The sequence below is a fragment of the Peptococcus niger genome, assembly GCF_900101835.1.
Lineage (GTDB): Bacteria > Bacillota > Peptococcia > Peptococcales > Peptococcaceae > Peptococcus > Peptococcus niger.
The window spans coordinates 42918-67120 of record NZ_FNAF01000010.1 but is presented as its reverse complement, the minus strand read 5'-3'; the positions used below and the strand labels follow the sequence as shown (position 1 = coordinate 67120).

General features: G+C 51.7%; 22 protein-coding genes, 1 tRNA gene and 1 rRNA gene. 22 read left to right on the top strand and 2 right to left on the bottom strand.

Translation table 11 applies throughout. The features are described 5' to 3' along the window. Together BLQ16_RS07665 and BLQ16_RS07660 are read left to right on the top strand one after the other, a co-directional pair. A 16S ribosomal RNA gene (locus BLQ16_RS07665) occupies nucleotides 1-70 on the top strand; the annotation flags it as partial. Between the two features lie 67 nt (nucleotides 71-137). Beyond that, a tRNA-Ile gene (locus BLQ16_RS07660) sits at nucleotides 138-211 on the top strand. 370 nt (nucleotides 212-581) lie between these two features. Here the strand turns inward: BLQ16_RS07660 and BLQ16_RS07655 are convergent. After that, nucleotides 582-2243: an S-layer homology domain-containing protein gene (locus BLQ16_RS07655; RefSeq protein ID WP_091792152.1), complete on the bottom strand. Its 1662-nt coding sequence runs from the start codon at nucleotides 2241-2243 to the stop codon at nucleotides 582-584. 248 nt (nucleotides 2244-2491) lie between these two features. Here BLQ16_RS07655 and BLQ16_RS07650 point away from each other — a divergent pair, with 248 nt between their 5' ends. Next, on the top strand, nucleotides 2492-3109 hold the full coding sequence (locus BLQ16_RS07650) for a flavodoxin family protein (protein WP_091792151.1): 618 nt from the start codon (nucleotides 2492-2494) through the stop codon (nucleotides 3107-3109). 321 nt (nucleotides 3110-3430) lie between these two features. Then, the gene (rarD, locus tag BLQ16_RS07645; RefSeq protein ID WP_091792150.1) at nucleotides 3431-4306 is read left to right on the top strand and encodes an EamA family transporter RarD; all 876 of its coding nucleotides are present in this window, start codon (nucleotides 3431-3433) and stop codon (nucleotides 4304-4306) included. Here the strand turns inward: rarD and BLQ16_RS07640 are convergent. After that, nucleotides 4303-5649, bottom strand: a complete 1347-nt coding sequence (locus tag BLQ16_RS07640) for an aminotransferase-like domain-containing protein (RefSeq protein ID WP_091792149.1) — start codon at nucleotides 5647-5649, stop codon at nucleotides 4303-4305. The genes rarD and BLQ16_RS07640 overlap by 4 nt on opposite strands. Nucleotides 5650-5838: 189 nt before the next feature. Here BLQ16_RS07640 and cysK point away from each other — a divergent pair, with 189 nt between their 5' ends. The 18 genes from cysK (at nucleotide 5839) to BLQ16_RS07550 (ending at nucleotide 24156) form a co-directional block, all read left to right on the top strand. Continuing rightward, entirely contained in the window at nucleotides 5839-6765 is a 927-nt protein-coding gene (gene cysK / locus BLQ16_RS07635) for a cysteine synthase A (protein ID WP_091792148.1), read from the top strand. A gap of 20 nt (nucleotides 6766-6785) precedes the next feature. Further along, nucleotides 6786-7991 (top strand): cysteine desulfurase NifS, encoded by a 1206-nt coding sequence (gene nifS, locus BLQ16_RS07630; RefSeq protein ID WP_091792147.1) that lies wholly within the window; start codon nucleotides 6786-6788, stop codon nucleotides 7989-7991. Nucleotides 7992-8034: 43 nt separating this feature from the next. Next, the gene (nifU, locus tag BLQ16_RS07625) at nucleotides 8035-8481 is read left to right on the top strand and encodes a Fe-S cluster assembly scaffold protein NifU (RefSeq protein WP_091792146.1); all 447 of its coding nucleotides are present in this window, start codon (nucleotides 8035-8037) and stop codon (nucleotides 8479-8481) included. Nucleotides 8482-8634: 153 nt separating this feature from the next. Next, the gene (gene cuyB, locus BLQ16_RS07620) at nucleotides 8635-9375 is read left to right on the top strand and encodes a cysteate racemase (RefSeq protein WP_091792145.1); all 741 of its coding nucleotides are present in this window, start codon (nucleotides 8635-8637) and stop codon (nucleotides 9373-9375) included. After that, on the top strand, nucleotides 9372-11264 hold the full coding sequence (locus tag BLQ16_RS07615; RefSeq protein ID WP_091792144.1) for an FAD-dependent oxidoreductase: 1893 nt from the start codon (nucleotides 9372-9374) through the stop codon (nucleotides 11262-11264). The genes cuyB and BLQ16_RS07615 overlap by 4 nt, the downstream gene beginning before the upstream one ends. Nucleotides 11265-11296: 32 nt before the next feature. Continuing rightward, the gene (locus BLQ16_RS07610; protein WP_091792143.1) at nucleotides 11297-12220 is read left to right on the top strand and encodes a DUF1385 domain-containing protein; all 924 of its coding nucleotides are present in this window, start codon (nucleotides 11297-11299) and stop codon (nucleotides 12218-12220) included. A 24-nt stretch (nucleotides 12221-12244) separates the two neighbouring features. Next, entirely contained in the window at nucleotides 12245-12877 is a 633-nt protein-coding gene (locus BLQ16_RS07605; protein WP_091792142.1) for a GNAT family N-acetyltransferase, read from the top strand. Continuing rightward, nucleotides 12874-14340, top strand: a complete 1467-nt coding sequence (locus tag BLQ16_RS07600; RefSeq protein ID WP_091792141.1) for a nitrite/sulfite reductase — start codon at nucleotides 12874-12876, stop codon at nucleotides 14338-14340. Before BLQ16_RS07605 ends, BLQ16_RS07600 begins: the two co-directional genes overlap by 4 nt. Nucleotides 14341-14435: 95 nt before the next feature. After that, complete coding sequence (prfA, locus tag BLQ16_RS07595; protein WP_091792140.1) at nucleotides 14436-15512, top strand: peptide chain release factor 1; 1077 nt, start codon at nucleotides 14436-14438, stop codon at nucleotides 15510-15512. Further along, complete coding sequence (gene prmC, locus BLQ16_RS07590; protein WP_159428040.1) at nucleotides 15502-16335, top strand: peptide chain release factor N(5)-glutamine methyltransferase; 834 nt, start codon at nucleotides 15502-15504, stop codon at nucleotides 16333-16335. Before prfA ends, prmC begins: the two co-directional genes overlap by 11 nt. Nucleotide 16336: 1 nt before the next feature. Beyond that, nucleotides 16337-17761, top strand: coding sequence for a DHA2 family efflux MFS transporter permease subunit (locus BLQ16_RS07585; protein ID WP_091792138.1), 1425 nt, complete (start codon nucleotides 16337-16339; stop codon nucleotides 17759-17761). Nucleotides 17762-17917: 156 nt separating this feature from the next. Next, complete coding sequence (locus BLQ16_RS07580) at nucleotides 17918-18172, top strand: GlsB/YeaQ/YmgE family stress response membrane protein (RefSeq protein WP_091792137.1); 255 nt, start codon at nucleotides 17918-17920, stop codon at nucleotides 18170-18172. Between the two features lie 15 nt (nucleotides 18173-18187). Further along, nucleotides 18188-18838, top strand: a complete 651-nt coding sequence (locus BLQ16_RS07575) for an HAD family hydrolase (protein WP_091792136.1) — start codon at nucleotides 18188-18190, stop codon at nucleotides 18836-18838. Nucleotides 18839-18912: 74 nt separating this feature from the next. Then, nucleotides 18913-19860, top strand: a complete 948-nt coding sequence (locus tag BLQ16_RS07570) for an NAD(P)-dependent oxidoreductase (RefSeq protein WP_091792135.1) — start codon at nucleotides 18913-18915, stop codon at nucleotides 19858-19860. A 228-nt stretch (nucleotides 19861-20088) separates the two neighbouring features. Next, the gene (gene mraZ / locus BLQ16_RS07565; protein ID WP_091792134.1) at nucleotides 20089-20526 is read left to right on the top strand and encodes a division/cell wall cluster transcriptional repressor MraZ; all 438 of its coding nucleotides are present in this window, start codon (nucleotides 20089-20091) and stop codon (nucleotides 20524-20526) included. A gap of 8 nt (nucleotides 20527-20534) precedes the next feature. After that, nucleotides 20535-21470: a 16S rRNA (cytosine(1402)-N(4))-methyltransferase RsmH gene (gene rsmH / locus BLQ16_RS07560; protein ID WP_091792133.1), complete on the top strand. Its 936-nt coding sequence runs from the start codon at nucleotides 20535-20537 to the stop codon at nucleotides 21468-21470. Between the two features lie 14 nt (nucleotides 21471-21484). Continuing rightward, a complete protein-coding gene (locus tag BLQ16_RS07555; RefSeq protein WP_091792132.1) occupies nucleotides 21485-21949 on the top strand; it encodes a septum formation initiator family protein in 465 nt (154 codons plus the stop codon). Next, complete coding sequence (locus tag BLQ16_RS07550; protein ID WP_091792131.1) at nucleotides 21946-24156, top strand: penicillin-binding transpeptidase domain-containing protein; 2211 nt, start codon at nucleotides 21946-21948, stop codon at nucleotides 24154-24156. The genes BLQ16_RS07555 and BLQ16_RS07550 overlap by 4 nt, the downstream gene beginning before the upstream one ends. Nucleotides 24157-24203: the final 47 nt, after the last annotated feature.

The following is a 24203-nucleotide window of genomic DNA, read 5'->3' as shown; positions in this document are numbered from 1 at the left end:
GGGATCGATGATTGGGGTGAAGTCGTAACAAGGTAGCCGTATCGGAAGGTGCGGCTGGATCACCTCCTTTCTAAGGAAAACCCGTAACGGTAGAAGCCGTTACAACAATTGTTACACTTGTTTGGTCTGTTTAATTTAGGCCTGTAGCTCAGCTGGTTAGAGCGCACGCCTGATAAGCGTGAGGTCGGTGGTTCAAGTCCACTCAGGCCTATAAAAAATATAGCCTCTCTTTTAAAGAGAGGCTATATTTTTTATGCGTCTTGCTTTGAAGCCTAGGTCTGGCCGGACCTGTACAGAAGCCCTTTTTCGCGAGGCACTTTTATTTTATCCAATAAACGTATCGGCCCCAAGGCTGTCCTTATTTAGCTCTATATCGAACAGTAAAAGGCGTTTGCCCCTGGTAGAGGGGCTACATCTTTATGGTCACTTGCGATTGGTTTAAGGGCGTTTCTTAGAGGAAGGACATTATCGGATTAATGAGAAGATAATCCTCCAGGTTCATACAAAAAGGCTGCGGTGCAAAATGATGGTCATTTTGCACCGCAGCCTTTTTTTAGAAGGACGATAGGCAGTCCTTTGACTTAAACGTAACGCACGCCGTTGATGTAGGCGTATCCCCAAACGCTTGTAATGATATCGGCCGGTTCAACGATGAAGCCATCGGCCAGTGTCGCGTGGGCGACGATGGGGCGGCCGTTGTTGAAACCTAGGAAAAGGGCGGCGTGGTTATAGCCGTAGCCCAGGGAGGGTTGGAAGGAGTAGCTGACATCTCCGGGCCACATTTGTGAAAAACTGGAAGGAATATATTTTCCACCGTAATTGGGGGCGGTCAAGTATTGGTCCTTGACCATGCGGTAGCCCTTATCGGCGCGGATATTGCTGGCTGAAGGCGGCATGGTGGCGATGCCCATTTCTTTATAGGCGCTGTAAACGGCACCGCAGCAGTATACGCCACTGGGATCGTTTAAGTCGCAGCCGAACCATTTAAAGGGTAGGCCTTCTCTTTTGGCGGCATAATTGGCGACAGCTTGGCCGAGAAAGCGCCGGGAGGTGTCCGGACCCTTTAGCCAGGCATTGTTTAGCTCTTCTGCTGTGGGCGGCGCCCAATAGATGGGTTTGCCCTTGTGGCCACCGGGGCGGTTCCCGCTGAGGACGACACCGTCTTGACCGAACCAATGGGCCTGGGTGCCGGTGCTGAAGACGCCATTTTCAAATCGTTCGTAAGAATAAGGGGAGAAGTAATAGGTTTTACCGTCAATTTGCTGCCAACCGCGGGTCAAGCCGTTGGCTTCTGTGGCGTAGTAGGTATGGCCCTTTTCCTGTATCCAGCCTAACTTCAGGCTAGCATCCGGGTTCAGCCAATAAGTCCGGTCGCCAATTGTCAGACGGCCGTTTCGGCTCTGCGGGGCCTCAATGCGCAGGCCTGATTTTTGATCGATGAGGTAGGTCTTACCGTTTTCTTGGACCGGTGCCGATTGACCAGGAATGGCGACGGTTGGGTTTTGATGAATGCTCCGTAAAATAATGGAAATGGCTTCGGCCCGGGTGATTTTATTTTGCGGACGGAAGGTCTTGTCCGGATAGCCGCTAAGGTAACCCCCCTCAAGCAAGTTGGCAACGGCGTTGCGACATTCAGGTGCAATGGTATCGCTGTCGATAAAGGTGAGGGCTTTGGCTGCCGCTCTTCTTTCTTTTTCACTCTCGGGCGCAGTCTTGGCAAGGGCCTCGCTGTCGCCGTCTTTTGCCTTGTCGGAAGCGTCCTGGTCTGATGTAAGGTCGGTTTCAGAATCTGGGCCGGTTTCTGCCTTATTGCCGGCGAGCAAATCATCTGTTAACCGGGCCACTTCTTCACGGGTGATGGGGACATTCGGTTGGAGCATTTCTGTGTCGAACAGGCCGATATAGCCCTTGGCTTGTGCGGCACGAACGTCATTGGCGTACCAGGCACTTTCTGCAACATCTGCATAAAGTGGCTGGTCAGGACTTGCCGGTTTGACCTTGTGGGCACGATTCAGAAAGGCGATGAATTCGGCTCGGGTAACGTTTGCATCCGGACGGAAGCTGCCGTCTTCATAGCCACTGACCAGGTTCAAGCTTTGTGCTTTTTCAATGCTCATGACCGCCCAATGACCCTGGGTATCCGCATATGTGGCTGCCCAGGCAAGTGTCGGTGTCAGCAGGGCGATGGCCAGGGTAGCGAGTACTTTGCGCCAATGGGCCTGTAAAAATGATAGGTGTTTCATGATTCCTCCTTTATGAACTGTCTGCGTTGTTTTGTTACTAAATCTTAGTATAGGCGTGTGTGCAGGTTAAAGCAAGCTCAAGGAAAGTTAAAAAATAGGCGGTTCGATAGGAGATTAACTTATAGGCTGCTGGCAAGTCTTGGCCCATAAGGCTGGTTTGCCGGGCTTAGAAGTGGTGGGGGATTTGAACTTGAATAAACCGGGGTGAATTTATACAATAAAAGTAAGTTGAGAGAGGAGAGGTATAGATGAAAGTTGTCTTGGTGAACGGCTCGCCGAATCAAACAGGCTGCACCCATCGGGCGCTTCAAGAGGTGGCAAAAACGCTTGAGCTTGAGGGGGTAGAGACCGAATTGTTTTGGGTTGGCAAGTCGGTTCAAGGCTGTACGGCGTGTTTGCAGTGCCGCAAAAAGGGCCAATGTATTTTTAAGGACCGGTTGGCAGACTTTATCCCTTTGGCAGAAGAAGCGGATGGATTTATTTTTGGCTCACCGGTTTATTATGCAGGGCCGGCCGGCAATCTTCAGGCCTTTATGGAACGGTTGTTTTACAGCGCCGGCGAGGCCATGCGGTACAAACCGGCGGCCAGTTTGGTGTCCTGCCGGCGGGGTGGTGCAACAGCATCCTTTGACCGCTTGAATAAGTTTTATACCATTGCCAATATGCCAATCGTTTCAAGCCAATATTGGAACATGGTACACGGGATGCAACCGGCAGATGTAGACCAAGATCTTGAGGGCTTACAAACCATGCGTACCCTAGGGCGGAATATGGCCTGGCTGCTTAACTGTATAGCTGCCGGCCGGGCGCAGGGGGTCTTGCAGCCGCAGCCGGAAACCGCAGTGGCGACGAATTTCATCCGCTAGGTGATTTTTTATAAAGAAGGGGGACCTCTCGGGGAATCAGCCGCCAGGGGAGAGCCCTCCTCTATAGCAGAAAAACCATTCGTGCGTTTGACCAGGCCCGAATCTTACCGAGGGTAGCGGATGCCCCTTGGCCCTTTCCTTTTGGCCAAAAATCTCGGGTGGATTGTTGCCTAGGCCAAGGAAGAAGAAAAGCCGACCTTGTGACAGGGTCGGCTTTTCTTGTAGGGTTTTATAGGGCCTAAGGCGTAACTGGGCGCAGTCGTTGCGCTTGGGCATGAAAATTGCTATACTGAGGTCAAGCTTGCAGGAGGGGGGAGGCATATGCGGCGTGGTCCGTTGATGGTCTTGTTTTGTTATATTTTATGGGGCTTTCTGCCGATTTATTGGAAGCTCTTGGCTGATGTGAATTCTTATGTTAATTTGGGCAATCGGGCCATTTGGTCCTTTTTGCTCTGTGTGGTGATTTTGGCCTTCGGCAAGAAATTGGCTGAGGTCAAGGCCATTTTTCAGGATCGCCCTGAAATGTGGCGGCTTTTTATTGCCGGTGGCGTGCTCCTGGTCAATTGGGGGTCTTACATTATCGCTGTGAATACCAACCACATTGTCGATGCAAGTTTGGCCTATTACCTGAATCCGATTCTTTCTATTGTTATCGGTTACTTTATTTTTAAAGAACGGTTGGCCCCCTTACAGTGGGTAGGCGTTGCCTTGGCCAGCTGTGGAGTTGTCATTTCCGTCGTCTCTTATGGTCACGTGCCGTGGTTGGCCCTGGTTATTGGCCTTTCCTTTGCTGTTTACGGGGCGATTAAAAAGACCTGCCGGAGTGCGTCCATCTCGGCCCTTTCTGTTGAGCTGGCGCCTTGGCTGGTGCCGATGATGATTTTCGTGGGCCTTATGGTTGCTCATGGCCAGGCGGGTGCAGCACCGACTTGGCAGTTTCTCCTCTTGCCGACCACCGGTGTTGTCACAGCAGTTCCCTTGTTTTTTTATTCTACAGGGATTGCCAGCACCGATTATACCCTGGCGGGCATACTCATGTACATCAATCCGACCCTACAATTGCTATGCGGAACCCTCCTCTATGGGGAGATGGTAACGCCAGCGCAAAAAATAACCTTTGCCTTTGTATGGGCAGGGCTTGCTTGCTACATGGTGTCTACCCTCCTGCAGGCGCGCCGTCAAGGTCGGCATCCTTAGCGCGACCGAAAATGGGTGAAATTTAGGCGCATGGCCGGCAAATCATCGCCGAAATGCCGCCCTTCAGCGACAATGATATGATCGTCCAATAACGCTTGTAAAGTGGCCTCGTACTGGGGCCGCTTTTTTTTCGGCCAGCGATAATAGAGGTAAAATCCGCCTTGGGCCGCCAGGGGGTGGAGGGTCGGAAAACGGGCTTTCATAAAATCGGAAAACTGTCCCAGGGCATTGACTGTATGCTGCTGCAATCGGGTGACCTGAGCCGCTAAATCAGCGGTTAAATAATCGCGCACGATGTATTGGGGCAGGGCCGATAGGCCGGTGTCCGTTTCATGGCGAAAGTGGGCCAGCGCGCGCACCAAGTGGGCTGGTCCGATGAGCCAGCCAATGCGGATGGAGGGGCCCATGTACTTGGAAATCGAACCGGCATACAGCATTTGCCCAGCCAGGGGCGAGGCTTTAATCGGGCTGGTTAAGGCCTTATCCGAAAAGGGCAGGCGGGCGGAAGCATCATCTTCAAAGATGGGAATTTGATAGCGGTTGCACAGGTGGATGATCTCATTGCGCCGACGGACACTTGTCAGAATGCCGGTGGGATTTTGAAAGATGGGGTTGAGAAAGAGCATGCGGATGCGGGTGCGGCGAACAGCTTGGGAGAGGTCGTCAATGGAGGGGCCTTCCGCTTCCATCCGGATGGGAATCAGGCGCAGACCGGCTGCTTGGAAAATCGGCAGGCAGTAAAAATAAGAGGGCGCTTCAATGGCGACGGCATCGCCGGGGTTCAAAAAGCCGTGCGTAATGAGAAAGATGGCCTGCTGGGTGCCGCTGGTAATGAGAACTTCATTCGGCGATAAGTGGAAATGGTAGCGTTGGCGCAAATCTTCCGCGATGGCTTCACGCAGGGCCCATAAGCCCAACTGGTCCCCATCTGCAGCCTCGGCAAAAACCGCATCCCAGGACAAGGTGCCAATCTGCCCTTGGGGAAGCCAGGAAAGGGGGGCATCGCCGTTTTCCAGATGCTGCCAAGGCGCTTCCGGACTTTTGGCAAGGGCTTTTTCAACAGCCTGCTGATAGGGGGTCGGTTTGGGGACAATTTGCCGCATACGGGCAGGAAGGCCGACGGTCCATTTGCCGTCAGCGACAAAAGTGCCGCTCCCGATTTTGCGGACAATCAGTTTGCGGTCGGTCAACTCGGATAGGGCATGCGCCACCGTCGACCGGTGGCAGTTAAAGGTGGTTGCCAAGTCCCGCTCCGAGGGAATGCGTTCACCCGGCGCCAAACGGCCACTGACAATGGCGCTTTCCAAAGCGGTCATGATTTCCTGGTACTTGCCGGCCATCATCTGCTCCTTTCTTTTCCTTCTTCGTTACACCTTATCATCAGTGTAGCAAGGGGAAAAATAAAAGACAAGCTGATGTATAAAATACAGGATGGCCGGGTATAAAAAAATAGTACAAAAGAACAATTCCTAGTTTAAAGCTAGGTGTTAAGGGTTACATACTCATTAGAAGAACTTAGAGGGGGCTTATCAATGTTCCGATCTGTAACAGAAATGGTCGGCGGGACGCCAATGATAGACCTGTCTGCCTTGGCAAAAGCCTTAGCGGTAGACGGCAAAATCCTTGCGAAAGCCGAGTTCTGCAACCCGACCGGCAGTATGAAAGATCGCATTGCCCTAAGCATGATTCGTGGCGCTGAAAGGGCCGGCCGATTAAAGCCGGGAGGAACGATTATTGAACCGACCAGCGGCAACACCGGTATCGGCTTGTCGGCCATCGGGGCACGCTTGGGGTATAAAGTCATCATCGTTATGCCGGAAACCATGAGCGTTGAACGGCGGAAGATGATGGCCATATATGGCGCAGAAGTGGTTTTGACGCCGGGTGCCGAAGGCATGACAGGCGCCATCGCTGAAGCGGATCGCCTGCAAAAAAAGCTGGACGGCGCCATCATCGCCGGACAGTTTTCAAACCCGCTAAATCCGGAGTATCATTATCAAACAACAGGCCCTGAAATAGGGGCGGAAACAGAAAGGGAAAAACTTACACCGAATGCTTTTGTGGCAGGGGTAGGGACAGGCGGCAGTTTATCCGGTGCCGGGCGCTATTTAAAAGGGCGCTATCCTGACCTCAAGGTGATTGCAGTGGAGCCGGCCACATCTGCTGTCTTGTCCGGTAAGCCGGCGGGGGCCCATGGCCTTCAAGGCCTTGGGGCCGGTTTTATTCCGGAGGCCCTGGACCGGTCTGTGATTGATGACATTTATCCGGCGCAAGACCAGGATGCCATGGCCTTGGTCGGTCTCTTGGCCCGGACAGAAGGGCTTTTTGCCGGTATTTCATCCGGTGCTGCTTTAGCAGCCTGCCGGGATTATCTACAAGCACACCCCGGGGAAACGGTTGTTGTTATTTTGCCGGATTCGGGGAATCGTTATTTGTCTACGGAGGGTATTTTTAACTAAGGAGAGGGCGTGTAAAAATAATGGCAAAAACAATATATGTCGATAATGCTGCCACCACCCCGGTGAGCGACAGCGTTTTACAAGCAATGATGCCGTATTTGAAAGAGGTTTACGGAAATCCGTCCAGCCTTTATCATATCAGTGAAGCACCGAAAGCGGCCATTGCCAAGGCCCGCAGTCAAGTGGCCGAAGCCTTGGGCTGTGAACCGCGTGAAGTTTTCTTTACATCTTGCGGTACCGAATCGGATAACTGGGCCTTAAAGGGCTATGCGGTGCAGATGAAAAAACGGGGCAAGACGCACATTATTACCACCAATGTGGAGCACCATGCGATCCTGCACACGGCGCAATTTTTAGAGACGCAAGGCTTTGAGGTGACCTACTTGCCGGTCAATCAAGATGGTCTGGTTACGGCGGAAGACGTTCGTCGTGCCATTCGTCCGGAGACCGGACTGGTCAGTATTATGTATGCCAATAATGAAGTTGGGACCATTTTCCCGATTCCGGAAATTGCAGAGGTCTGCCATGAACAGAAGATTATCCTGCACACCGATGCGGTCCAGGCCGTCGGCCATGTGCCCATCAATGTGAAGGAACAAGGCATTGACATGCTGTCTCTTTCCGGGCATAAAATTCACGCGCCGAAAGGCATTGGGGTTTTATATGTTCGCAAGGGCCTTATGCCTGAAAACCTCTTACATGGGGGCGGACAAGAACGTGGACGCCGCGGCGGCACAGAGAATACGGCCTTTATCGTGGGCCTAGGCCAAGCCATTACCGATGCGGTTGCCCATATGGAAGAAAACAGCGCACACTGCAAGCGCTTGCGTGACCGTTTGATTGACGGATTGCTGGAAATTCCGGCAACGCGGTTAAACGGGACCCGTTCTCCGCGGTTACCGGGGAATGCAAACCTGTCTTTTGAAGGCATTGAAGGCGAATCCATCTTGCTGATGCTGGACGCTTATGGCATTTGCGCTTCCAGCGGCTCGGCTTGCACATCCGGTTCCCTTGACCCCTCTCACGTGCTCTTGGCCCTGGGCCTGCCGCATGCCATTGCCCACGGGTCCTTGCGTCTGACCGTCAGTGAAAACAATACGGATGAAGAAGTTGACTACATTTTAGAGCACGTGCCGGCCATTATTGAGCGCTTGCGCAATATGAGCCCGGTCTGGGATAAAGTAAACCAACGGATGATTATGGAAGACGATAACCTGAAAAAGTAAACAAACAGCGCTATCTCGCTGTTGATCATAGGAAGGGGAGTTCATTATGTACACAGATAAAGTTATGGATCACTTCAGAAACCCGCGGAATGTCGGCATCCTGGAAGATGCCAATGCCATTGGCGAAGTTGGTAATGCCAAGTGCGGCGATATTATGAAAATGTACCTGAAGATTGAAAACGATATCATTGAAGATATTTCTTTTGAAACCTTCGGTTGCGGCTCGGCCATCGCCACCAGTTCTATGGCCACCGAAATGGTTAAACATCACCCGATTTCAGAAGCCATTAAGTTGTCCAATGCTGCGGTTGTAGAAGCCCTGGGCGGGCTGCCGGCCAATAAAATTCACTGCAGCGTCCTGGCTGAACAGGCCATCAAGGCGGCTCTGGTGGATTATTACAATCGTCAAGGAAAAGATGGGGAAGCGATGGTTGGCAAACTCATGACCGAAGAAGAGATTGAAGCCACCAACCACATTGAAGAGGACTAAGGGAGCTTTATCCGTCAACCAGTAAACGTCTTTTGCCGATAGGTCGGTGAAAGACGTTTTTTTACCTTGCTTGACGGATAGGCTTTCCACTTATACAATATTGAGGGTATAAAAAATAATGGCGGTTGTTCCGACTTTTAAGGAGGAAACGTTATGCGGGATGCTGTAGGGGTTATTGGCGGGCTGGGCCCGGCTGCGACGGCTTACTTTATGGAGCGGGTGATTGATTTTACAGAAGCTGATTGCGATCAGGCGCATATCAATATGCTTATTTTCAACCACTGCACCATCGGCGATCGCACAGCGTATATTTCAGGGGCTTCCGATAAGGACCCCCTGCCTTTGATGATTGAAGATGCGCATGAATTGGCGGCGCAAGGGTGTCGCTTTATTGTCATTCCCTGCAATACAGCCCACTATTTCTATGAAGACATCCAATCGGCTGTGGATATTCCGGTCGTCAATATTGTGCGGGAAACCTTGCGGTACGCTGCTTGTGCGGCTAAGGCGCCGCTTTGCATCGGCATCATGGCCACTGACGGGACAATCATGACACAGAGCTATCAAAAGGCTGCCGAAGAAACAGGCTGCAGTTGGGTGACGGCTTCGCCTGAGATGCAGGCCAAGCTGATGCACATTATTTACGATGGCATCAAAGCCGGACGCCCGGTTTCTTTAGCGGAATTTGAAGAGGTGGCCGACCACTTGCGCAGCAAGGGCGCCACATGTTTGATTTTAGGCTGTACGGAATTATCTGTTTTAAAGCATGACTTACAATTGCCGGATGAAGATGTTATTGATTCGATTGACGTCCTGGCGTTGGAGACGGTGCGGCGCAGTGGAAAACCCATGACCGCTGCCGCCTTAAATGTGAAAGGAGTCAATTGCAGATGAAAAAACGTTTAACCAGTGCCCTAGCCTTGTTACTTATGGCGTCGCTGCTGGTGACCGGTTGCTCTTTGGGCAAGAGCGGTGACCAGGAATCGAGTGCCTCTGGGGTGACGAATGCCAAAAAAGTGGCCTCCAATTACGATGTGATTGTTGTCGGCGGGGATCCGGAAGGGATTTCCGCAGCCGTATCAGCGGCTCGTAACGGGCAACAAACCCTTCTCTTGTGCGCATCTGACCAGCTTGGCGGTTTGTATACGGACGGTGAGTTGAATTTTATTGACGTGCCGGAAACACGTGCTGGCAAGCAATTGGTCTATGGCATTTACGATGAATTTTTCAAAGCGGTCGGCGGGTCCGGATTTGACCTGGAAAAAGCTCATAAAACTTTTTTAGATATGGTTCAAGCGGAAGAAAATTTAACCCTGCGGATGAACAGTCAATTTGATAAGCCCCTGATGGATGGCAATATTTTGCGTGGCGTCACCGTCAAAGAAGACGGCAAAGATAAGACTTATCGTGGAGATGTTATTATTGATGCCACCACCGATGCGGATGTTGCCGCTGCAGCCGGTGCGCCTTACACCTATGCCGGGGAAGACATCGGTGAAAAAGACCGGGCCATGGGGGTGACCCTGGTCTTCGGTCTGAAAGGGCTGAACTGGGATAAGATCACACGTCACCTGAACGTGCAGAGGGCCAAGGGGGAAGTCACCGGCGGTTCAACGGACATGGGCGCCAAGGATAACTTAGCCTGGGGCTATCTTCGGGAAGGCTATGACTACAAGCCGAGCAATGACGCCATTCGCCTGCGCGGATTCAATATGAGCCGCCAGGAAAATGGAACGGTCTTGTTCAATGCTTTGATCATATTTGATGTCAATCCGCTGGATCCCAAAAGTCGGGCCGACGGCATTGCCCGTGGTAAAAAAGAATTGGAGCGGATTGTCCCTTATTTGAAGAAAACCTGTGTCGGCTTTGAAAAGGCTGAGTTGGCCACGACCGCAAAAGAATTGTACGTGCGGGAGAGCCGCCATATTGATTGTGAATATATGTTGACCGTTGACGATGTGCTGGAAAACCGGCCTCAGCCGGATATGATTGCCGTGACGAGCTACCCGGTAGATGTTCAACCGACCAAGACCCAGTCTTTCGGCATTGTTGTCGGCTTCCCGGACCAGTACGGTATTGGGCTTAAATCCTTGGTGCCGAAAAAAGTTGACCATCTTTTCGTTGTCGGGCGCAGCGCCGGTTTCCGCTCTATGGCAGCCGGCAGTGCGCGCATCGTACCGACCGGGATGGCCTGCGGACAAGCGGCCGGTGCAGCAGCTGCCCTGGCCAGAGAGAAAAAACTGACGCCGCGTGAACTATGCTACAGTGAGGCAGACATTAAGACCTTACAGAAACGGTTAAGAGATCAAGGGGTCAATTTGAACCACCAGCAGACAAAAGAAGCGGTTATGGACAACTGGGCCTATCCGGGCCTTAAAACGCTCCGCAGTCTAGGCTTTTTGGGCGGCGGATATGACAACAATTACGAGCTGGATGAACCCTTGAGTAAAAATCGCTATCAGAATATGCTCAACGGTTCTTTGCGCAAACTCGGTTTTCCGCCGGAGCCGGCAATTCAAGTGAACGATGATCCTCCAGTACGCCAAGTCATTGGGACGATGGCCCGGGCCGCGGCACAGCTTGAGGGCGTCTCCCTGCCGGATGATTTTGATACCTACAGGGGGTATTTAAGTCAGAAAGGGATTTTGACAGAAGACCTGGCCCCCTATTTCTCAGAAGCGGAAAAACGACCGAATGGTGCTGAAACCATCCAGCTGGTGGCCAATTTCTACCACTGGGGATTAAAAATTCCCGGAGCCCGGCAATTGATTGCCGTGGACTGACCAGATTGCAAGACAGATGAAAGGCGGTTTTTATGCAAAAATCTTACGGCGGACAAGCGTTGATTGAAGGGGTGATGATGCGTGGCAAACATCATCAGGCCATGGCCGTACGATTAGATAGCGGGCAGATTGAAAGTGTGGTTGAACCCATTTCTCCTTGGGGCGACCGGCATCCGATTTTGCAACTGCCCTTGATCCGCGGCAGCGTGAACATGGTTGAGTCCATCGTGATCGGCATGAAGGCGCTGAGCTGGTCAACCAATGTGAATTTGAGTGGCGGGACAGAAGAGGAAGAGGCCTTAAAACCTTGGCAAATGGCCTTGACGGTCATGTTTTCCTTGGTCATGTCCATTGGCATATTTTTCCTTCTGCCGGTGCTCCTGGCACATGCCGCCAATGGAATCGTTAGCGGTACTTTGGCACAAAATATTTTAGAGGGTGTGTTGCGGGTCGGTGTATTCTTGCTGTACATTTTTCTTATTGCCCAGATGCCGGATATTCGTCGGGTCTTTCAATACCACGGTGCGGAGCACAAGAGCATTCATTGCTATGAAGCCGGAGCTCATTTAGTGCCTGGTGAAGCGGCGCATTTTTCGCGGTTGCACCCCCGCTGCGGCACCAGCTTTCTCTTTATCGTTATGATCATCAGCATTTTCGTTTTCTCTTTTACAGGGGTGGACAATATTTTCTTGCGCCTGGTCTCCCGGGTGGTCCTCTTGCCGGTGATTGCAGGCATCAGCTACGAGCTGCTCAAGTGGACCGGACGCCATATGGATTCGGCGGCGGTGCGGGCCATTGCTTGGCCGGGATTACAGATCCAGCGGATGACAACGGCAGAACCGGATGAAGACATGCTGGAAGTGGCCTTAACAGCCCTGGAAAAAGTTCGCCAGGCAGAAAAAGAAGCGGACGCGCTGCCGGTGAACAAGGCCTGCCCGGCCCCGGTGCGCAGTTAATATCCGAAAGGAGTCGGAACCGGCATGAAAGATATCGCTCGCATACGGTTGGCAAGGCTGGCGGACAGCGATGCATTGCTGGATATTTACCGCCCCTATATTAGCATGACCTGGCTGACCACCGAGGAAGAAGTGCCAACGTCTGCTGCCTTTCAGGCGCGTGTGGCGGCCATTATTGACCAATATCCATACGTCGTTGCGGAAGTGGGCGATGAAATATGTGGCTATGCCTATGCCCATCGTCATCGCGACCGGCCGGCCTATGATTGGAGTGCAGAGTTGTCCATTTACCTGGATGACGATTGGTCCGGTTACGGCTTGGGTAAACTTTTATACGGAACGGTGATTCAACTGCTGGAGTACCAGCATGTTCAAACCGTTTATGGCATGATTGTGAGGGACAATGAGCCGAGCGCCGGCTTGCACTATGGCCTGGGCTTTACACCGATTGCCAGGTACACGAAAGTGGCCTACAAGCGAGGCGCTTGGCTGGATTTAGTCCTATTTGAACGCCATATTGGCGATCATCCGATTCCACCGGCGCCCTTTATCCCCATTGATAGAGTGACAAAAGACACAGTAGACCACATCTTAACGGTGGCAAGCAGAACATTTGTAAGTGAGTTGGAGCAAAAGCCCATGAGGAGGAGCAAATGACACAAGAAAATCGATACGATGCGCCGACCCTGCCGGGGACGTATTGGGAACGGGATGCGGAGCACGTGGTCGTGCGGGCACATTTGGCTGCCGGCCGGATGTCCGTTAGCCAATGGCATACCCTGCGGCAGATTTTGGACGATTATCCGGACTTGGATTTGCGCATTACCACACGTCAAAACGCGCGCATTTACGGCGCCGATAAAGCCTTGGCTGAAAAACTCTTGTCGCGTTTAACGGAAGCCGGATTTCAGCCGGTTGGTAAAAAAGGAGATATTGTCATCAATTGGGATTCCGGTTTGCGCAGTGATGAAGTTTTTGACATTTATCCCTATGCCTTGGCGATCAGTGATTGGCAAAGCAGTGGCCTGGGACGGGCTGCCCAGGTGCCGGGTAAATTAAAAACATCTATGACATCATCACCGGGTGCTCTGGAAACGGTGTCCTATGCGGATCTGGGCTTCATTGCCAAACGCAATGATAAGGGTGAACCCGGTTTTGCCGTCGTTGGTGGGGGTAGCTTAGGGGCCATGCCGCGTCTGGCTGCCCAGCTGTTAGACTTTGTTCCGGCAGGGGATATCTTGCGCGTCATGGAGGCTTATGCGCAGGTGTTCATTGATTTATTTGCAGAGAGCAAGGTCGGTAAAAAACGGATGCGTTTTGCCATTCGCAAAATGGGCGAGGAAGCTTTTGTCGCCGCCTTTCATAAGGCTTATGATGACGTTAAGGCAAAAAATTTGACCGGTCTGCCGCAAAATGCCCTGCGCAAGCGGGATTGGGGGGAAGGGATTGACGCCAACCACCCCAACTTGCGGGCCACGCGTTTTGAAGGGATTTACAGCCTTTACCTGCCAATTCCCGCCGGTATCGTACCGAATGAGTTTGTAGCGGCCCTGGATGATTTTGTCAATTACTTGGAATACCGTCCGGAACTTGCCTTGGCTGCAGACCAGGCAGTGGTGGTCCGCGATTTGGCAGGCGATGACGCTTTGGCGCTCTTGGATGCCTTGGCCCCTCTGATGGAAAAATTCGGCATCGGGGCGGCCCAGTCTCACATTGCCTGTGTTGGTGCTGACCTTTGCCGGTTCGGCCTGGCCCATAACTCGGCTTTAAGTGCCGTGCTGCGCCGCTTTAATGCGGAAGAGCTGCCTGAAATCGGCATTTCCGGTTGCATGAATTCTTGCTCCGGTCATCAGGTAAAGCCCTTGGGCTTCTGGGGCAAAAAGTCTGATCATAATGATTTTGCCAACGATATTTATGAAGTGGTCATTGGCGGGTCAGCTTGCCGCGATGCGGCCGGTGCCATTATCGGTGAAAACATCGGCAGCCTTTCCGTTAAGGATGTAGAGGCCTTCCTCACTGATTTGATTGCTCAGCAAAAGGATTCAGGTGAACCCTGGGAACAGTTTGTTGTCAATCACGCCGACGCTTTAAAGGCCTTGGTTGAGACCTACAAGGCCTAGGCTTGCCAAGAGCGAATAATACGCGTAAAATAGATATGCCCCTGGACTTGTCAGGGGCATTCTTTTGTAAACCATCAGCTCAAAAGGAGACGACCATGTTTGAACAACTTCCTGCATTAGATAAACGTTTTGAAGAGCTTAATCTGGCCATGGCCGACCCGGCCCTCCTGGCTAATCAAGAGGAATTTCGCAAAACCGCTAAAGCCCGTGCCGACCTTGAAGATGTGGTGATGGCCTGGCGGGCTTACAGCGCTTTATTGAGCGAAAAAGAAGATACCAAAGAAATCATTGAGGCTGAAGACGATCCGGACATGGTCGAAATGGCCAAGGAAGAGTTGCACAGCTTGAACGATCAGATTCAGGCCTTGGAAGAAAAAATAAATGTCCTGCTCTTGCCCAAGGATCCCAATGATGAACGCAACGTTATCATGGAAATTCGCGCCGGTACCGGTGGGGATGAGGCGGCTCTCTTTGCCAGCGATCTTTTCCGGATGTATGCCAGGTATGCAGAGGATTGCGGCTGGAAAGTGGACATTATGAACTCTAACATGACCGATGGCGGTGGTTATAAAGAAATTACCTTTATGATTGTCGGCAAGGGGGCCTATTCAAAATTGAAATTTGAGGGCGGCGTTCATCGGGTGCAGCGGGTCCCGGCAACGGAAAGCGGTGGCCGCATTCATACCAGCGCGGCAACGGTTGCTGTGCTGCCGGAAGCTGAAGACGTGGAAGTGGACCTGGATATGAACGATGTGCGTGTAGACGTCTTTTGTTCCTCCGGGCCGGGCGGGCAGAGTGTTAACACCACCCAGAGCGCCGTTCGCGTCACCCATGAACCGTCCGGGATTGTGGTCAGCTGCCAGGATGAAAAATCCCAGCAGATGAACAAGGAAAAGGCGCTGAAGGTGTTAAAAAGCCGCCTTTATGAAAAAGTAATGGCCGAACAGCACGGCGCAGAAGCTGAAGCCCGTCGCTCCATGATCGGCTCCGGAGACCGGAGCGAACGGATCCGCACCTATAACTTCCCCCAAGGGCGGATCACCGATCACCGGATCAACTTGACCCTACATAAGTTGGACCAGGTATTGGATGGTCATCTGACCGAGCTGATTGATGCCTTGGTTTCCACCAACCAGGCGCGCCAACTGGATGAGGCAGCCCGTGACCTCTAAAACATGGCGGCGCCTTTTGGCCGATGCCCTTGACCTGCTGGGCCCTGCAGAACGGTTGTCAGCAGAGCGGTTGATGGCTAAGGTACGGGGTATGAGCCGGGCTTCTGTCTTGGCCCATTTAGACGACGCACCATCGGCGGAAGAAGCAGAAGCCTTTCAAAAAGATGTAGGGGCTCTGCACGAGCATACGCCGCTTCAGTACTTATTGGGGGAAGCGCCCTTTGCAGACTTTAGCTTATGCGTTGATGACCGTGTGCTGATTCCCCGTTTTGATACGGAAATTTTAGTGGGCCGGGCTGCAGAGAAGGCTCAAGGCGGTTGCAGACGCATCTTAGACCTTTGTACCGGCAGCGGGGCGGTGGCCCTTGCTTTGGCTCGGGCCTGTCCTGAGGCCGAGGTATATGCTTCGGATATCAGCGGCGGTGCCTTGGAAGTGGCTCAGGACAATGCTCGGCGGTTGGACCTTGACTTGACCTTGCGCTGCGGAGATTTGTTTGCCCCCTGGCAGGGGGAAAGCTTTGACCTCATTACAGCAAATCCACCCTATATCAGCACGGCGGAGATGGAAACCTTGGCACCGGAAGTTCTGCGTGAACCGCACAGGGCCTTGTGGGGGGGCGACGACGGGCTCTTATTTTACAAGCGGCTGGTCAAAGAGGCGCCGGCCTATTTGAAGCCGGACGGTTACCTCTTGTGTGAAATCGGCGCCGGCCAAGGGGCAGCGGTATCGGCTATTTTTGAAAGGGCCGGCTTTACAGATCTTGTTATCAGTCAGGATTGGGGTGAGCGGCCGCGGGTTGTTGAAGGAAGAAGGGGGAGATAAGGTGTCCAATAAAAAAACGCCGACGCAAACGGCCCTGGAAAGCCGGAAAAGAGAGCGGGCAATGGGGGGCATTATTCTCATTGCCGCTTTTTTGGCTCTGTTTAATGTATCGTCGGTGAACGTGGCAGTGCCACGCTTTATGACTGAATTTAAAACGTCGGTGACCCTGGTTCAGTGGATCAGCATCGGCTATACCTTGGCAATGGGGGTCGTCAGTCCCCTGGCCGGCTATTTCACCAGACTGTTTACCCTGCGTGGTTATTTTATTATGAGCATGGGTGCTTATGTGGTGCTCTCGATTGTTTCCGGCCTGGCGCCGAACATTTATCTTTTGGTGGTGGTGCGGGCCGTACAAGGCCTGGCCGGTGTGGCCCTGATCCCGACGACGATGATCATCATTTACAGCTACATTCCGCGTCACCGTCAATCCCTGTACCTGACCGTTCAGAATATGAGCCTTTCTTTAGGGCCGGCGCTGGGACCGGTGATTGCGGGGCTTATTTTAGCGGTGGCCTCTTGGAAATGGATTTTTTGGTTTAACGTTCCCCTGGGGCTTGTGGCCATTTTCCTGGCGATGCACTATTTGCCGAAAGAGCTGGCGGACCGCAGTGAAAAAGTCGACTGGCTCAGCTTCGGCCTGGTTGCCATCGGTTGCTTACCGGTCTTGCTGTCCTTTAGCTTGGCCACCAACCTAGGCTTTAGCTCGCCGATTGTACTGGGGATGCTTGTCGGTGGCAGCATTTTTATTGTTTGCTTTGTGCGCCGGCAATTGAAGTTGGAAAATCCGGTATTGGATTTTACAGTGATGCGCAACCGGGAGTACACCTTGACCTTAATTGGCAATGCCCTCCTGTCCATGGGGCTGGCGCTGGGGCCCTTTATTTTTGCCATCTACTTTCAAGTGGTCAAGGGCTACAGCCCACTGACCATGGGACTGCTCCTGCTCATTCCGGCTATTTTTTCAGTCGGTGGCGCCCCGGTGGCCCAAGCCATGTATGACCGGATGCCTTCCAAGACGGTTATTATTTTGGGCTGGATTGCGATTGTCATCGGCAGTGTGACCTTGGGCTTTATGAAGCTGACCACGCCCATTGCCGTGGCCATGATTTTCTTTTGCTTCCGTTACTTGGGCATCGGCCTTTTGGGCATGCCCATTACCGACCATGGCATGCGTGAATTGCCCAAAGCCAGCAGCGATGACGGGTCTACCTTAATCAACTGGGTTAAGCTGATGATTACCGGTCTGTCTTTATCGGTTTTTACCTTGCTGTATGAACGGGTGACGGCTTTCTTTTCTGGGTCAATGTCTGTACAGGGAGCCACCCTCATGGGTGTGGACGCTGTCTTTCTCTCTTCCGGCATCACCTGTGTTGTTGGTTTGGTCTTATCACTGATGCTGAAACGTGTCCACCCTAAAGAGGATTAATTTTTAGCGCTGCCTCGGGCGGCGCTTTTTTATTTATGGGTAGGCGCAAGCTAGGTGAAAGAATTTTTGTTCTGACCGTAAGTTATGTTTAAAGTTTTCGCAGAGTGTTTATATAAAAATTGTCGAATAAAGTGAAGGAATAAAGGAGGTTTTATCATGGGCATTATTTCTTGGATTATTGTAGGTGCCTTGGCCGGCTGGATTGCCAGCATGATTATGGGCAAAAATGCACAAATGGGTGCTTTGGCAAACATTGGTGTAGGGATTGCCGGTGGCTTTATCGGTGGTTTTTTGCTGTCACTGATTGACAAGGGACAACTCACCGGTATTAATGTGCCGACCATTGGTACAGCTGTTTTAGGGGCTGTTGTTTTGCTCTTTATCGTTGGCAAGGTACAGAAAAAATCATAATAAAAGAGGTGTCGTATGACGGTCAAAGGTATTGTTTTCGACCTTGACGGTACGCTCTTGGATACACTGAACGATCTCGCAGATGCCGTTAATGCCGCACTGCGAGATTTTTCATTTCCGGAGCGCCGCCTGGAAGAGGTGCGTCGGTTTGTGGGCAACGGTGTTGGCAATTTAATTCGCCAGGCCGTGCCCGACCATACCGATGCAGAAACCATTGCGCAAGTGCATGAACACTTTATGAAGTATTATATGAACGGGCTTATGAACAAGACAAAACCCTATCCGGGCATTGTAGATCTTTTGGAAACGCTGAAACTGTCCGGCTATCGGCTGGGTGTTTTGAGCAACAAGCCCCATAAGGCCACCCAAGACTTGATTCAACATTATTTCCCGGATGTTTTTGACCTGGTTTTGGGCCACCGGGCTGAGGCACCGCGAAAACCGGATCCGACGGTGCTCTTGCAGATGCCGGCAGCCTTTAATTTATCGGCTGAAGAAGTCTGCTATATCGGAGATTCGGAAGTGGATGTGGCCACGACCCTGGCGGCAGACCTTAGGGGAATCTTCTGCTTATGGGGATTTCGCTCTGAAAATGAATTGCGGTCGGCCGGTGGTGAATGCTTTATTCATGAGCCGGGTGAGCTGCTGCAACATTTATTTGTTTAAACAGTGGGATTGCGCCGCAGACAGAATTGTTGTATATTTTAATCAATTGGCGTGCCAGAAAGAAAGGTGATTTTATGAAAAAGATTGTCGTATTGGAACCGTTGGCGGTTTCAGATGACCTGCTGCACCGGTTGGTTGATGAAAAGCTTGGCGGACAAGCTGAGCTGGTGCTTTATGACAGCCGGGCAAAAGATGACGATGAAATGATTGAACGCGCAAAAGATGCGGAAATCGTTGTTATTGCCAACCAGCCGATGAGTGAAAAAGTGGCTCGGTCTTTGGAAAAAATCGAACTCTTGGCTGTCGCTTTCACAGGCTTTGATCATATTCCGGTGGATGTGTTTAAAGAACGGGGCGTTACCGTTTGCAATGCCTCCGGTTATTCTAACGAAGCGGTAACGGATCTTGTTTTCGGGATGGTCATTACCTTACTGCGCAATATTCGCGAATGTGACGCGGTGGTGCGCAAAGGCGGCACGAAAGACGGCTTGGTGGGCCAGGAGTTATCCGCTCTTACCTTCGGGGTCATCGGTGCCGGTGCCATTGGTCAACAAGTCATTAAAGTGGCCAATGCCTTCGGTTGCCGGGTCCTTGCCTTTAACCGGAGTAAAAAAGAGGTGCCCAATTGTGAATTCGTTGATTTGGACACGCTCTTGACCGAAAGTGACGTGGTTTCAATTCACCTGCCGAATAATGCAGAAACCCGTGGCTTTATCGGTGCTGATGAATTGGCAAAAATGAAAGCAACGGCACTTTTGATCAACTGTGCTCGTGGGCCGATTGTGGATATTGATGCTTTGGCCAAAGCCTTAAAAGCGGGCGCCATCGGTGGCGCAGCGGTAGATGTTTTCTACACGGAGCCTCCTTTGGAAGCGGACAATCCGCTCTTCGATACCCCCCATACCCTATTGACGCCGCACGTGGCCTTTGCAACGGATGAAGCCTTTGTCAAGCGCGCACATATTGTCTTTGGCAATATCGAAGCCTTCTTACAGGGGAAACCGGAAAACGTGGTTGTATGACCGGTTTATCAATCAAATTATCTAATCGAAAAGTATAACTAAAACTTATTTACAAGCCGACCGCTATAGGTCGGCTTTTTTGATGGGAAAGAACGTTCGGAACATATGTCTTGGAAATCCCTGGACGGCGTGGGGACTGGATATTCTTGGCGATGTGGTGTAAAGTGGTGTAAAGTGGAGTAAAAGGGGTGGAAAAGGGCGCATAAAAGTCAGAAAGGGGATGACAGAATGTTTTTAGGCGAATATCAGCACAGTTTAGACGCCAAAGGCCGTCTGATTGTCCCCAGCAAATTTCGCGATGGGTTGGGAAATCGTTGCGTCATCACCAAGGGCTTGGATGGCTGTCTCTTTATCTTCCCTATTGACGCCTGGCAAAATCTTTCTGAAAAGTTGGCCCATTTGCCGCTTACGCGCCAGGACGCCCGCTCTTTTACGCGCTTCTTTTTCTCCAGTGCCAGTGAACTGGACTGTGACAAGCAGGGGCGTATCGCCATTCCGCAAGGCTTACAAACGTATGCGGATTTGGGAAAAAATGTGGTGGTCATCGGCATGAGCGAACGTATTGAAATTTGGAGTACTGAGCGCTGGCAAGCCTATGAGGCCGGCAACGCCGGTTCTTTTGAACAATTGGCTGAGCTGATGGAGCCCTTTGATATTGGGTTATAGGAGGATCTATGTTTCAACACATACCGGTTTTAGCGGACGAAGTCATCAGTTACTTGGCCGTTCAACCGGGCGGCAAGTACGCAGATGGCACCCTGGGCGGGGGCGGTCATGCCCGGCTCTTGCTTGAAGCGTCGGCGCCGGATGGTCAATTGATCGGCACGGACCGCGATGAAATTGCTCTTGCGGCAGCGCGGGAAAATTTGGCCGAATATGGCTCTCGCTTGCTCAGCTTTCACGCCAATTATACAGAACTGGCCGGCTTTATTAAGACCCATTATGCCGATGGGGCGGATGGCATCTTACTGGACATCGGTGTATCTTCACCGCAAATTGATACCCCGTCTCGCGGATTTAGCTACATGCACGATGCCCCCCTGGACATGCGGATGGATCAGACTTGCGGTCAAAGCGCCAAAGACTTGATCAATACCCTTCCCCAGGCAGACCTGCGGCGCATCATCCAGGAATACGGTGAAGAAAAGTGGGCCGCTCGAATTGCCGATATTATTTGTGAACGGCGGGCCCTGGCGCCGATTGAAAGCACTTTTCAGCTGGTTGATGTTATTGAGCGGGCAATTCCCAAAGGCGCCCGTGAAAAAGACACCCATGTGGCCAAACGCACTTTTCAAGCCTTCCGTATTGCCACCAATGATGAGTTGGGGGCCTTGGAAAAAGCCATTGATGACCTGGTCGGGGCGCTAAAAACCAGCGGTCGATTGGCAATTATTACCTTTCATTCTTTAGAAGATCGTATTGTTAAAAATAAATTTAAATACTTGGCGGCTTCTTGTATTTGTCCGCCGAAATTACCGGTCTGCACCTGCGATAAAGTATCGGAAGTTCGCATCATTACGCGGAAACCGGTTACAGCCGGACAACATGAATTAAAGAACAATCGACGTGCTGCCAGTGCGAAGTTGCGCGTCGTTGAAAAAATCATCTGACAGGAGAGATAAAGATGACGCAGTCAGGCTATTATAATGACTACAAGGGCCGGGTCAATGGATTTGACACAACGGCACCGGACCTGCGCTACAAACGGGCTTTACGGCTTAAGAAAAACAAGGCCGAAACCGCTAAACCGGCGGCCGCGTCTCGTACTTTTTTTAGGTTTCCGCGGCTGCGTGCTGTTGCCTTGATTTTCCTCTTGGGCCTCTTGGTGGCAGCCCAATACAGCGCCGTCCAGACGATGGGCTACCGGGTCAGTGAAGCCCAATCAAAGCTTTCAGAAATTAAAGCGGTCAACGAACAACTGGAGCAGGAGTATGCTGCCTTAGGCAACCTGTCGCGGATTGAAAAACGGGCAACGGATAAATTGGGCATGGTGATGCCGGAAAAGGTCCTAACCTATCAACCGTCGAAAGCCACCGTTGATGCGCAAAAAAAAGAGGCTGATGAAGCCACCGCTGGGGGACGCGGATGAACAGTAAAAATCGTATCGGCGTCATCATGGGCATTGCTTTTGTCATCGGCTTCTTGATTATGGCGAAATTGCTCTATGTGCAAGTTTTTGCCAATGAGGCCTATAGCAGCATGAGCCTGTCCAATCGTTTGCAGGAAGTTTCTATCATGCCGGATCGCGGATTGATTTACGATTGCAAGGGTGAGGCCCTGGCCATCAGCGTTAAGCGCAAATCCGTTTACATTACCCCTTCTGAAATTCGCAAGTTGAAAAACAAAGAAAAAGTTATTAACACACTGGCAGAGACCTTGGCCATTCCTAAAAGAGATGTGGAAACGGCTGTGAATACGAAAGACAGCGATTTCCGCTGGCTGAAACGGCATGCCGATACGGCTGCCGTGAAAAAATTGGAAAAAGAAGATTTCCGCGGTGTGGGCTTTACGGATGAAAACAAAAGGGAATACCCGAAAGAACGCCTGGCTTCCCAGGTCCTGGGTTTTGCCGGGATCGATAACCAAGGCTTGAGTGGTGTTGAATTACAGTTTAACGATGTGCTGGCCGGCAATCCCGGGAAATTACTGGTGGAATATGACGGCAAGGGCAACATTATCCCGCAATCAATTCGAGAATCAACGCCGGCCACAGCCGGCGATGACGTTTACTTGACCATTGACGGGACCATCCAATACATTGTGGAGCGACAATTGGCGAAAGCTGCGAAACAATATGAACCCCGACAGATTACCTGTATTGTCCAGGAAGTTGATACAGGTAATATTCTGGCCATGGCCAGCTTGCCGGATTTTGACCCGAATAATTATGGGAAATCAGACGAAAACACTTGGAAAAATGCGGCCATTTCAAAAGTTTACGAGCCCGGCTCTGTTTTTAAGGTGGTCAGCGCCTCCATGTTCCTGGACGATGATGTGGCCACCCCACAAAGTCAGTACAACTGCCCGGGTAGTATCATGATTGACGGCCATGAGTTGCGGTGCTGGACTTACCCGGACGGTCAGGGTCCCATGACGCTGCGTTCCGGCGTGGCCATGAGTTGCAATATTGTGATGGCAAAAAGCGTGGCCCGCTTGGGCAAGGAACGGTTTTACGATTACCTGCACGGTTTCGGGTTTACCCGCAAGACCAATATTGACTTGCCGGCTGAATCAGACCCGGTCCTGGTGCCAAAAGACCAGGCAGTTCCCTTGGACTTGGCGGCTATGGCCATTGGTCAGGCAAATGCCTACACGCCGATTCAAATGATTGACGCCATATCGGCCATCGCCAATGGTGGGACCTTGATGAAGCCGCAAATTGTTGATAAAATTACAGACCGTAAAGGGAAAACCGTTCGTCAAAACAAACCGGAAGAAGTGCGCCGAATTTTAAGCAAGGAGCGCGCCGAACAGGTCCAGGAAATGATGGAAGCTGTTGTGACGGAAGGCATTGGGAAAGAGGCGGCTGTGCCCGGCTATCGCGTAGCCGGTAAAACCGGGACAGCTGAGATTGCGCGTGAAGGCCGCTATGAAAAAGGCGATTACATTATGAGCTTTGGCGGTTTTGCGCCGGCAGGTGATCCTAAGATTTCCTGCATTGTCATTGTGAATAGCCCACGGACGAATGCCTCCAGTGGGACCGTTGCCGGCCCTGTTTTTTCGGCCATTGTGAAAGACGTCATGCGGTATTATGAAATCCCGTCATCGCTACCGGATAAGAGCATTGAAGAACCTTCGACAGGGAATTTGACCAAGATGCCGAAGGTGTCCTATCCCATCGACGTGAACAGCTTCCAGGCAGCCGTTCAAAAAGCCGGCCTCACTGTTGACTTTGTCGGTGAAGGGAGCCAGGTGGTCAGCGCCTTACCCTTGGCCGGTGCGCAAGTGTCCGGCGGTGATAAGGTGCGCGCTTATTTGAGCGAACCGGATGCAAAAGAAGTAACATTGCCTGATTTTTCGGGAATGACGCTTAAAGAAGTAGACCATATCCTGTCCGGATTCGGCTTACAGGCAGCCTTGGAAGGCAGCGGCTTGGCCTGGTACCAAACCCCGGCCGCCGGCAGTCGTGTCAACGTCGGCAGCAGTGTGTCGGTGCAGTTTGCATCAACAGCTGAACAATCCGAAATTCGCAACGTAGAAGAGGAAAAGGCGGCCAAAGCAAAGAAAAAAGCCGCCCAGGCTGCGGCAAAAACCAAGGCAAAACAGACGTCAACAGGATCACCTCCGAATCCTTGAGGTGAATTGATTTCATAGCTAGAAGAATGATCCGGGTTTTCCTTGCC

What these genes read in the sequence shown, in the direction of transcription:
- mraZ (WP_091792134.1), top strand. Translation starts at nt 20,089, where the DNA reads ATGTTTTTAGGCGAATATCAGCACAGTTTAGACGCCAAAGGCCGTCTG.
- nifS (WP_091792147.1), top strand. Translation starts at nt 6,786, where the DNA reads ATGGCAAAAACAATATATGTCGATAATGCTGCCACCACCCCGGTGAGC.
- BLQ16_RS07615 (WP_091792144.1), top strand. Translation starts at nt 9,372, where the DNA reads ATGAAAAAACGTTTAACCAGTGCCCTAGCCTTGTTACTTATGGCGTCG.
- BLQ16_RS07600 (WP_091792141.1), top strand. Translation starts at nt 12,874, where the DNA reads ATGACACAAGAAAATCGATACGATGCGCCGACCCTGCCGGGGACGTAT.
- BLQ16_RS07640 (WP_091792149.1), bottom strand. Translation starts at nt 5,649, where the DNA reads ATGATGGCCGGCAAGTACCAGGAAATCATGACCGCTTTGGAAAGCGCC.
- BLQ16_RS07555 (WP_091792132.1), top strand. Translation starts at nt 21,485, where the DNA reads ATGACGCAGTCAGGCTATTATAATGACTACAAGGGCCGGGTCAATGGA.
- BLQ16_RS07570 (WP_091792135.1), top strand. Translation starts at nt 18,913, where the DNA reads ATGAAAAAGATTGTCGTATTGGAACCGTTGGCGGTTTCAGATGACCTG.
- BLQ16_RS07650 (WP_091792151.1), top strand. Translation starts at nt 2,492, where the DNA reads ATGAAAGTTGTCTTGGTGAACGGCTCGCCGAATCAAACAGGCTGCACC.
- cysK (WP_091792148.1), top strand. Translation starts at nt 5,839, where the DNA reads ATGTTCCGATCTGTAACAGAAATGGTCGGCGGGACGCCAATGATAGAC.
- BLQ16_RS07580 (WP_091792137.1), top strand. Translation starts at nt 17,918, where the DNA reads ATGGGCATTATTTCTTGGATTATTGTAGGTGCCTTGGCCGGCTGGATT.
- cuyB (WP_091792145.1), top strand. Translation starts at nt 8,635, where the DNA reads ATGCGGGATGCTGTAGGGGTTATTGGCGGGCTGGGCCCGGCTGCGACG.
- BLQ16_RS07550 (WP_091792131.1), top strand. Translation starts at nt 21,946, where the DNA reads ATGAACAGTAAAAATCGTATCGGCGTCATCATGGGCATTGCTTTTGTC.
- rarD (WP_091792150.1), top strand. Translation starts at nt 3,431, where the DNA reads ATGCGGCGTGGTCCGTTGATGGTCTTGTTTTGTTATATTTTATGGGGC.
- BLQ16_RS07575 (WP_091792136.1), top strand. Translation starts at nt 18,188, where the DNA reads ATGACGGTCAAAGGTATTGTTTTCGACCTTGACGGTACGCTCTTGGAT.
- BLQ16_RS07655 (WP_091792152.1), bottom strand. Translation starts at nt 2,243, where the DNA reads ATGAAACACCTATCATTTTTACAGGCCCATTGGCGCAAAGTACTCGCT.
- prfA (WP_091792140.1), top strand. Translation starts at nt 14,436, where the DNA reads ATGTTTGAACAACTTCCTGCATTAGATAAACGTTTTGAAGAGCTTAAT.
- BLQ16_RS07605 (WP_091792142.1), top strand. Translation starts at nt 12,245, where the DNA reads ATGAAAGATATCGCTCGCATACGGTTGGCAAGGCTGGCGGACAGCGAT.
- BLQ16_RS07610 (WP_091792143.1), top strand. Translation starts at nt 11,297, where the DNA reads ATGCAAAAATCTTACGGCGGACAAGCGTTGATTGAAGGGGTGATGATG.
- rsmH (WP_091792133.1), top strand. Translation starts at nt 20,535, where the DNA reads ATGTTTCAACACATACCGGTTTTAGCGGACGAAGTCATCAGTTACTTG.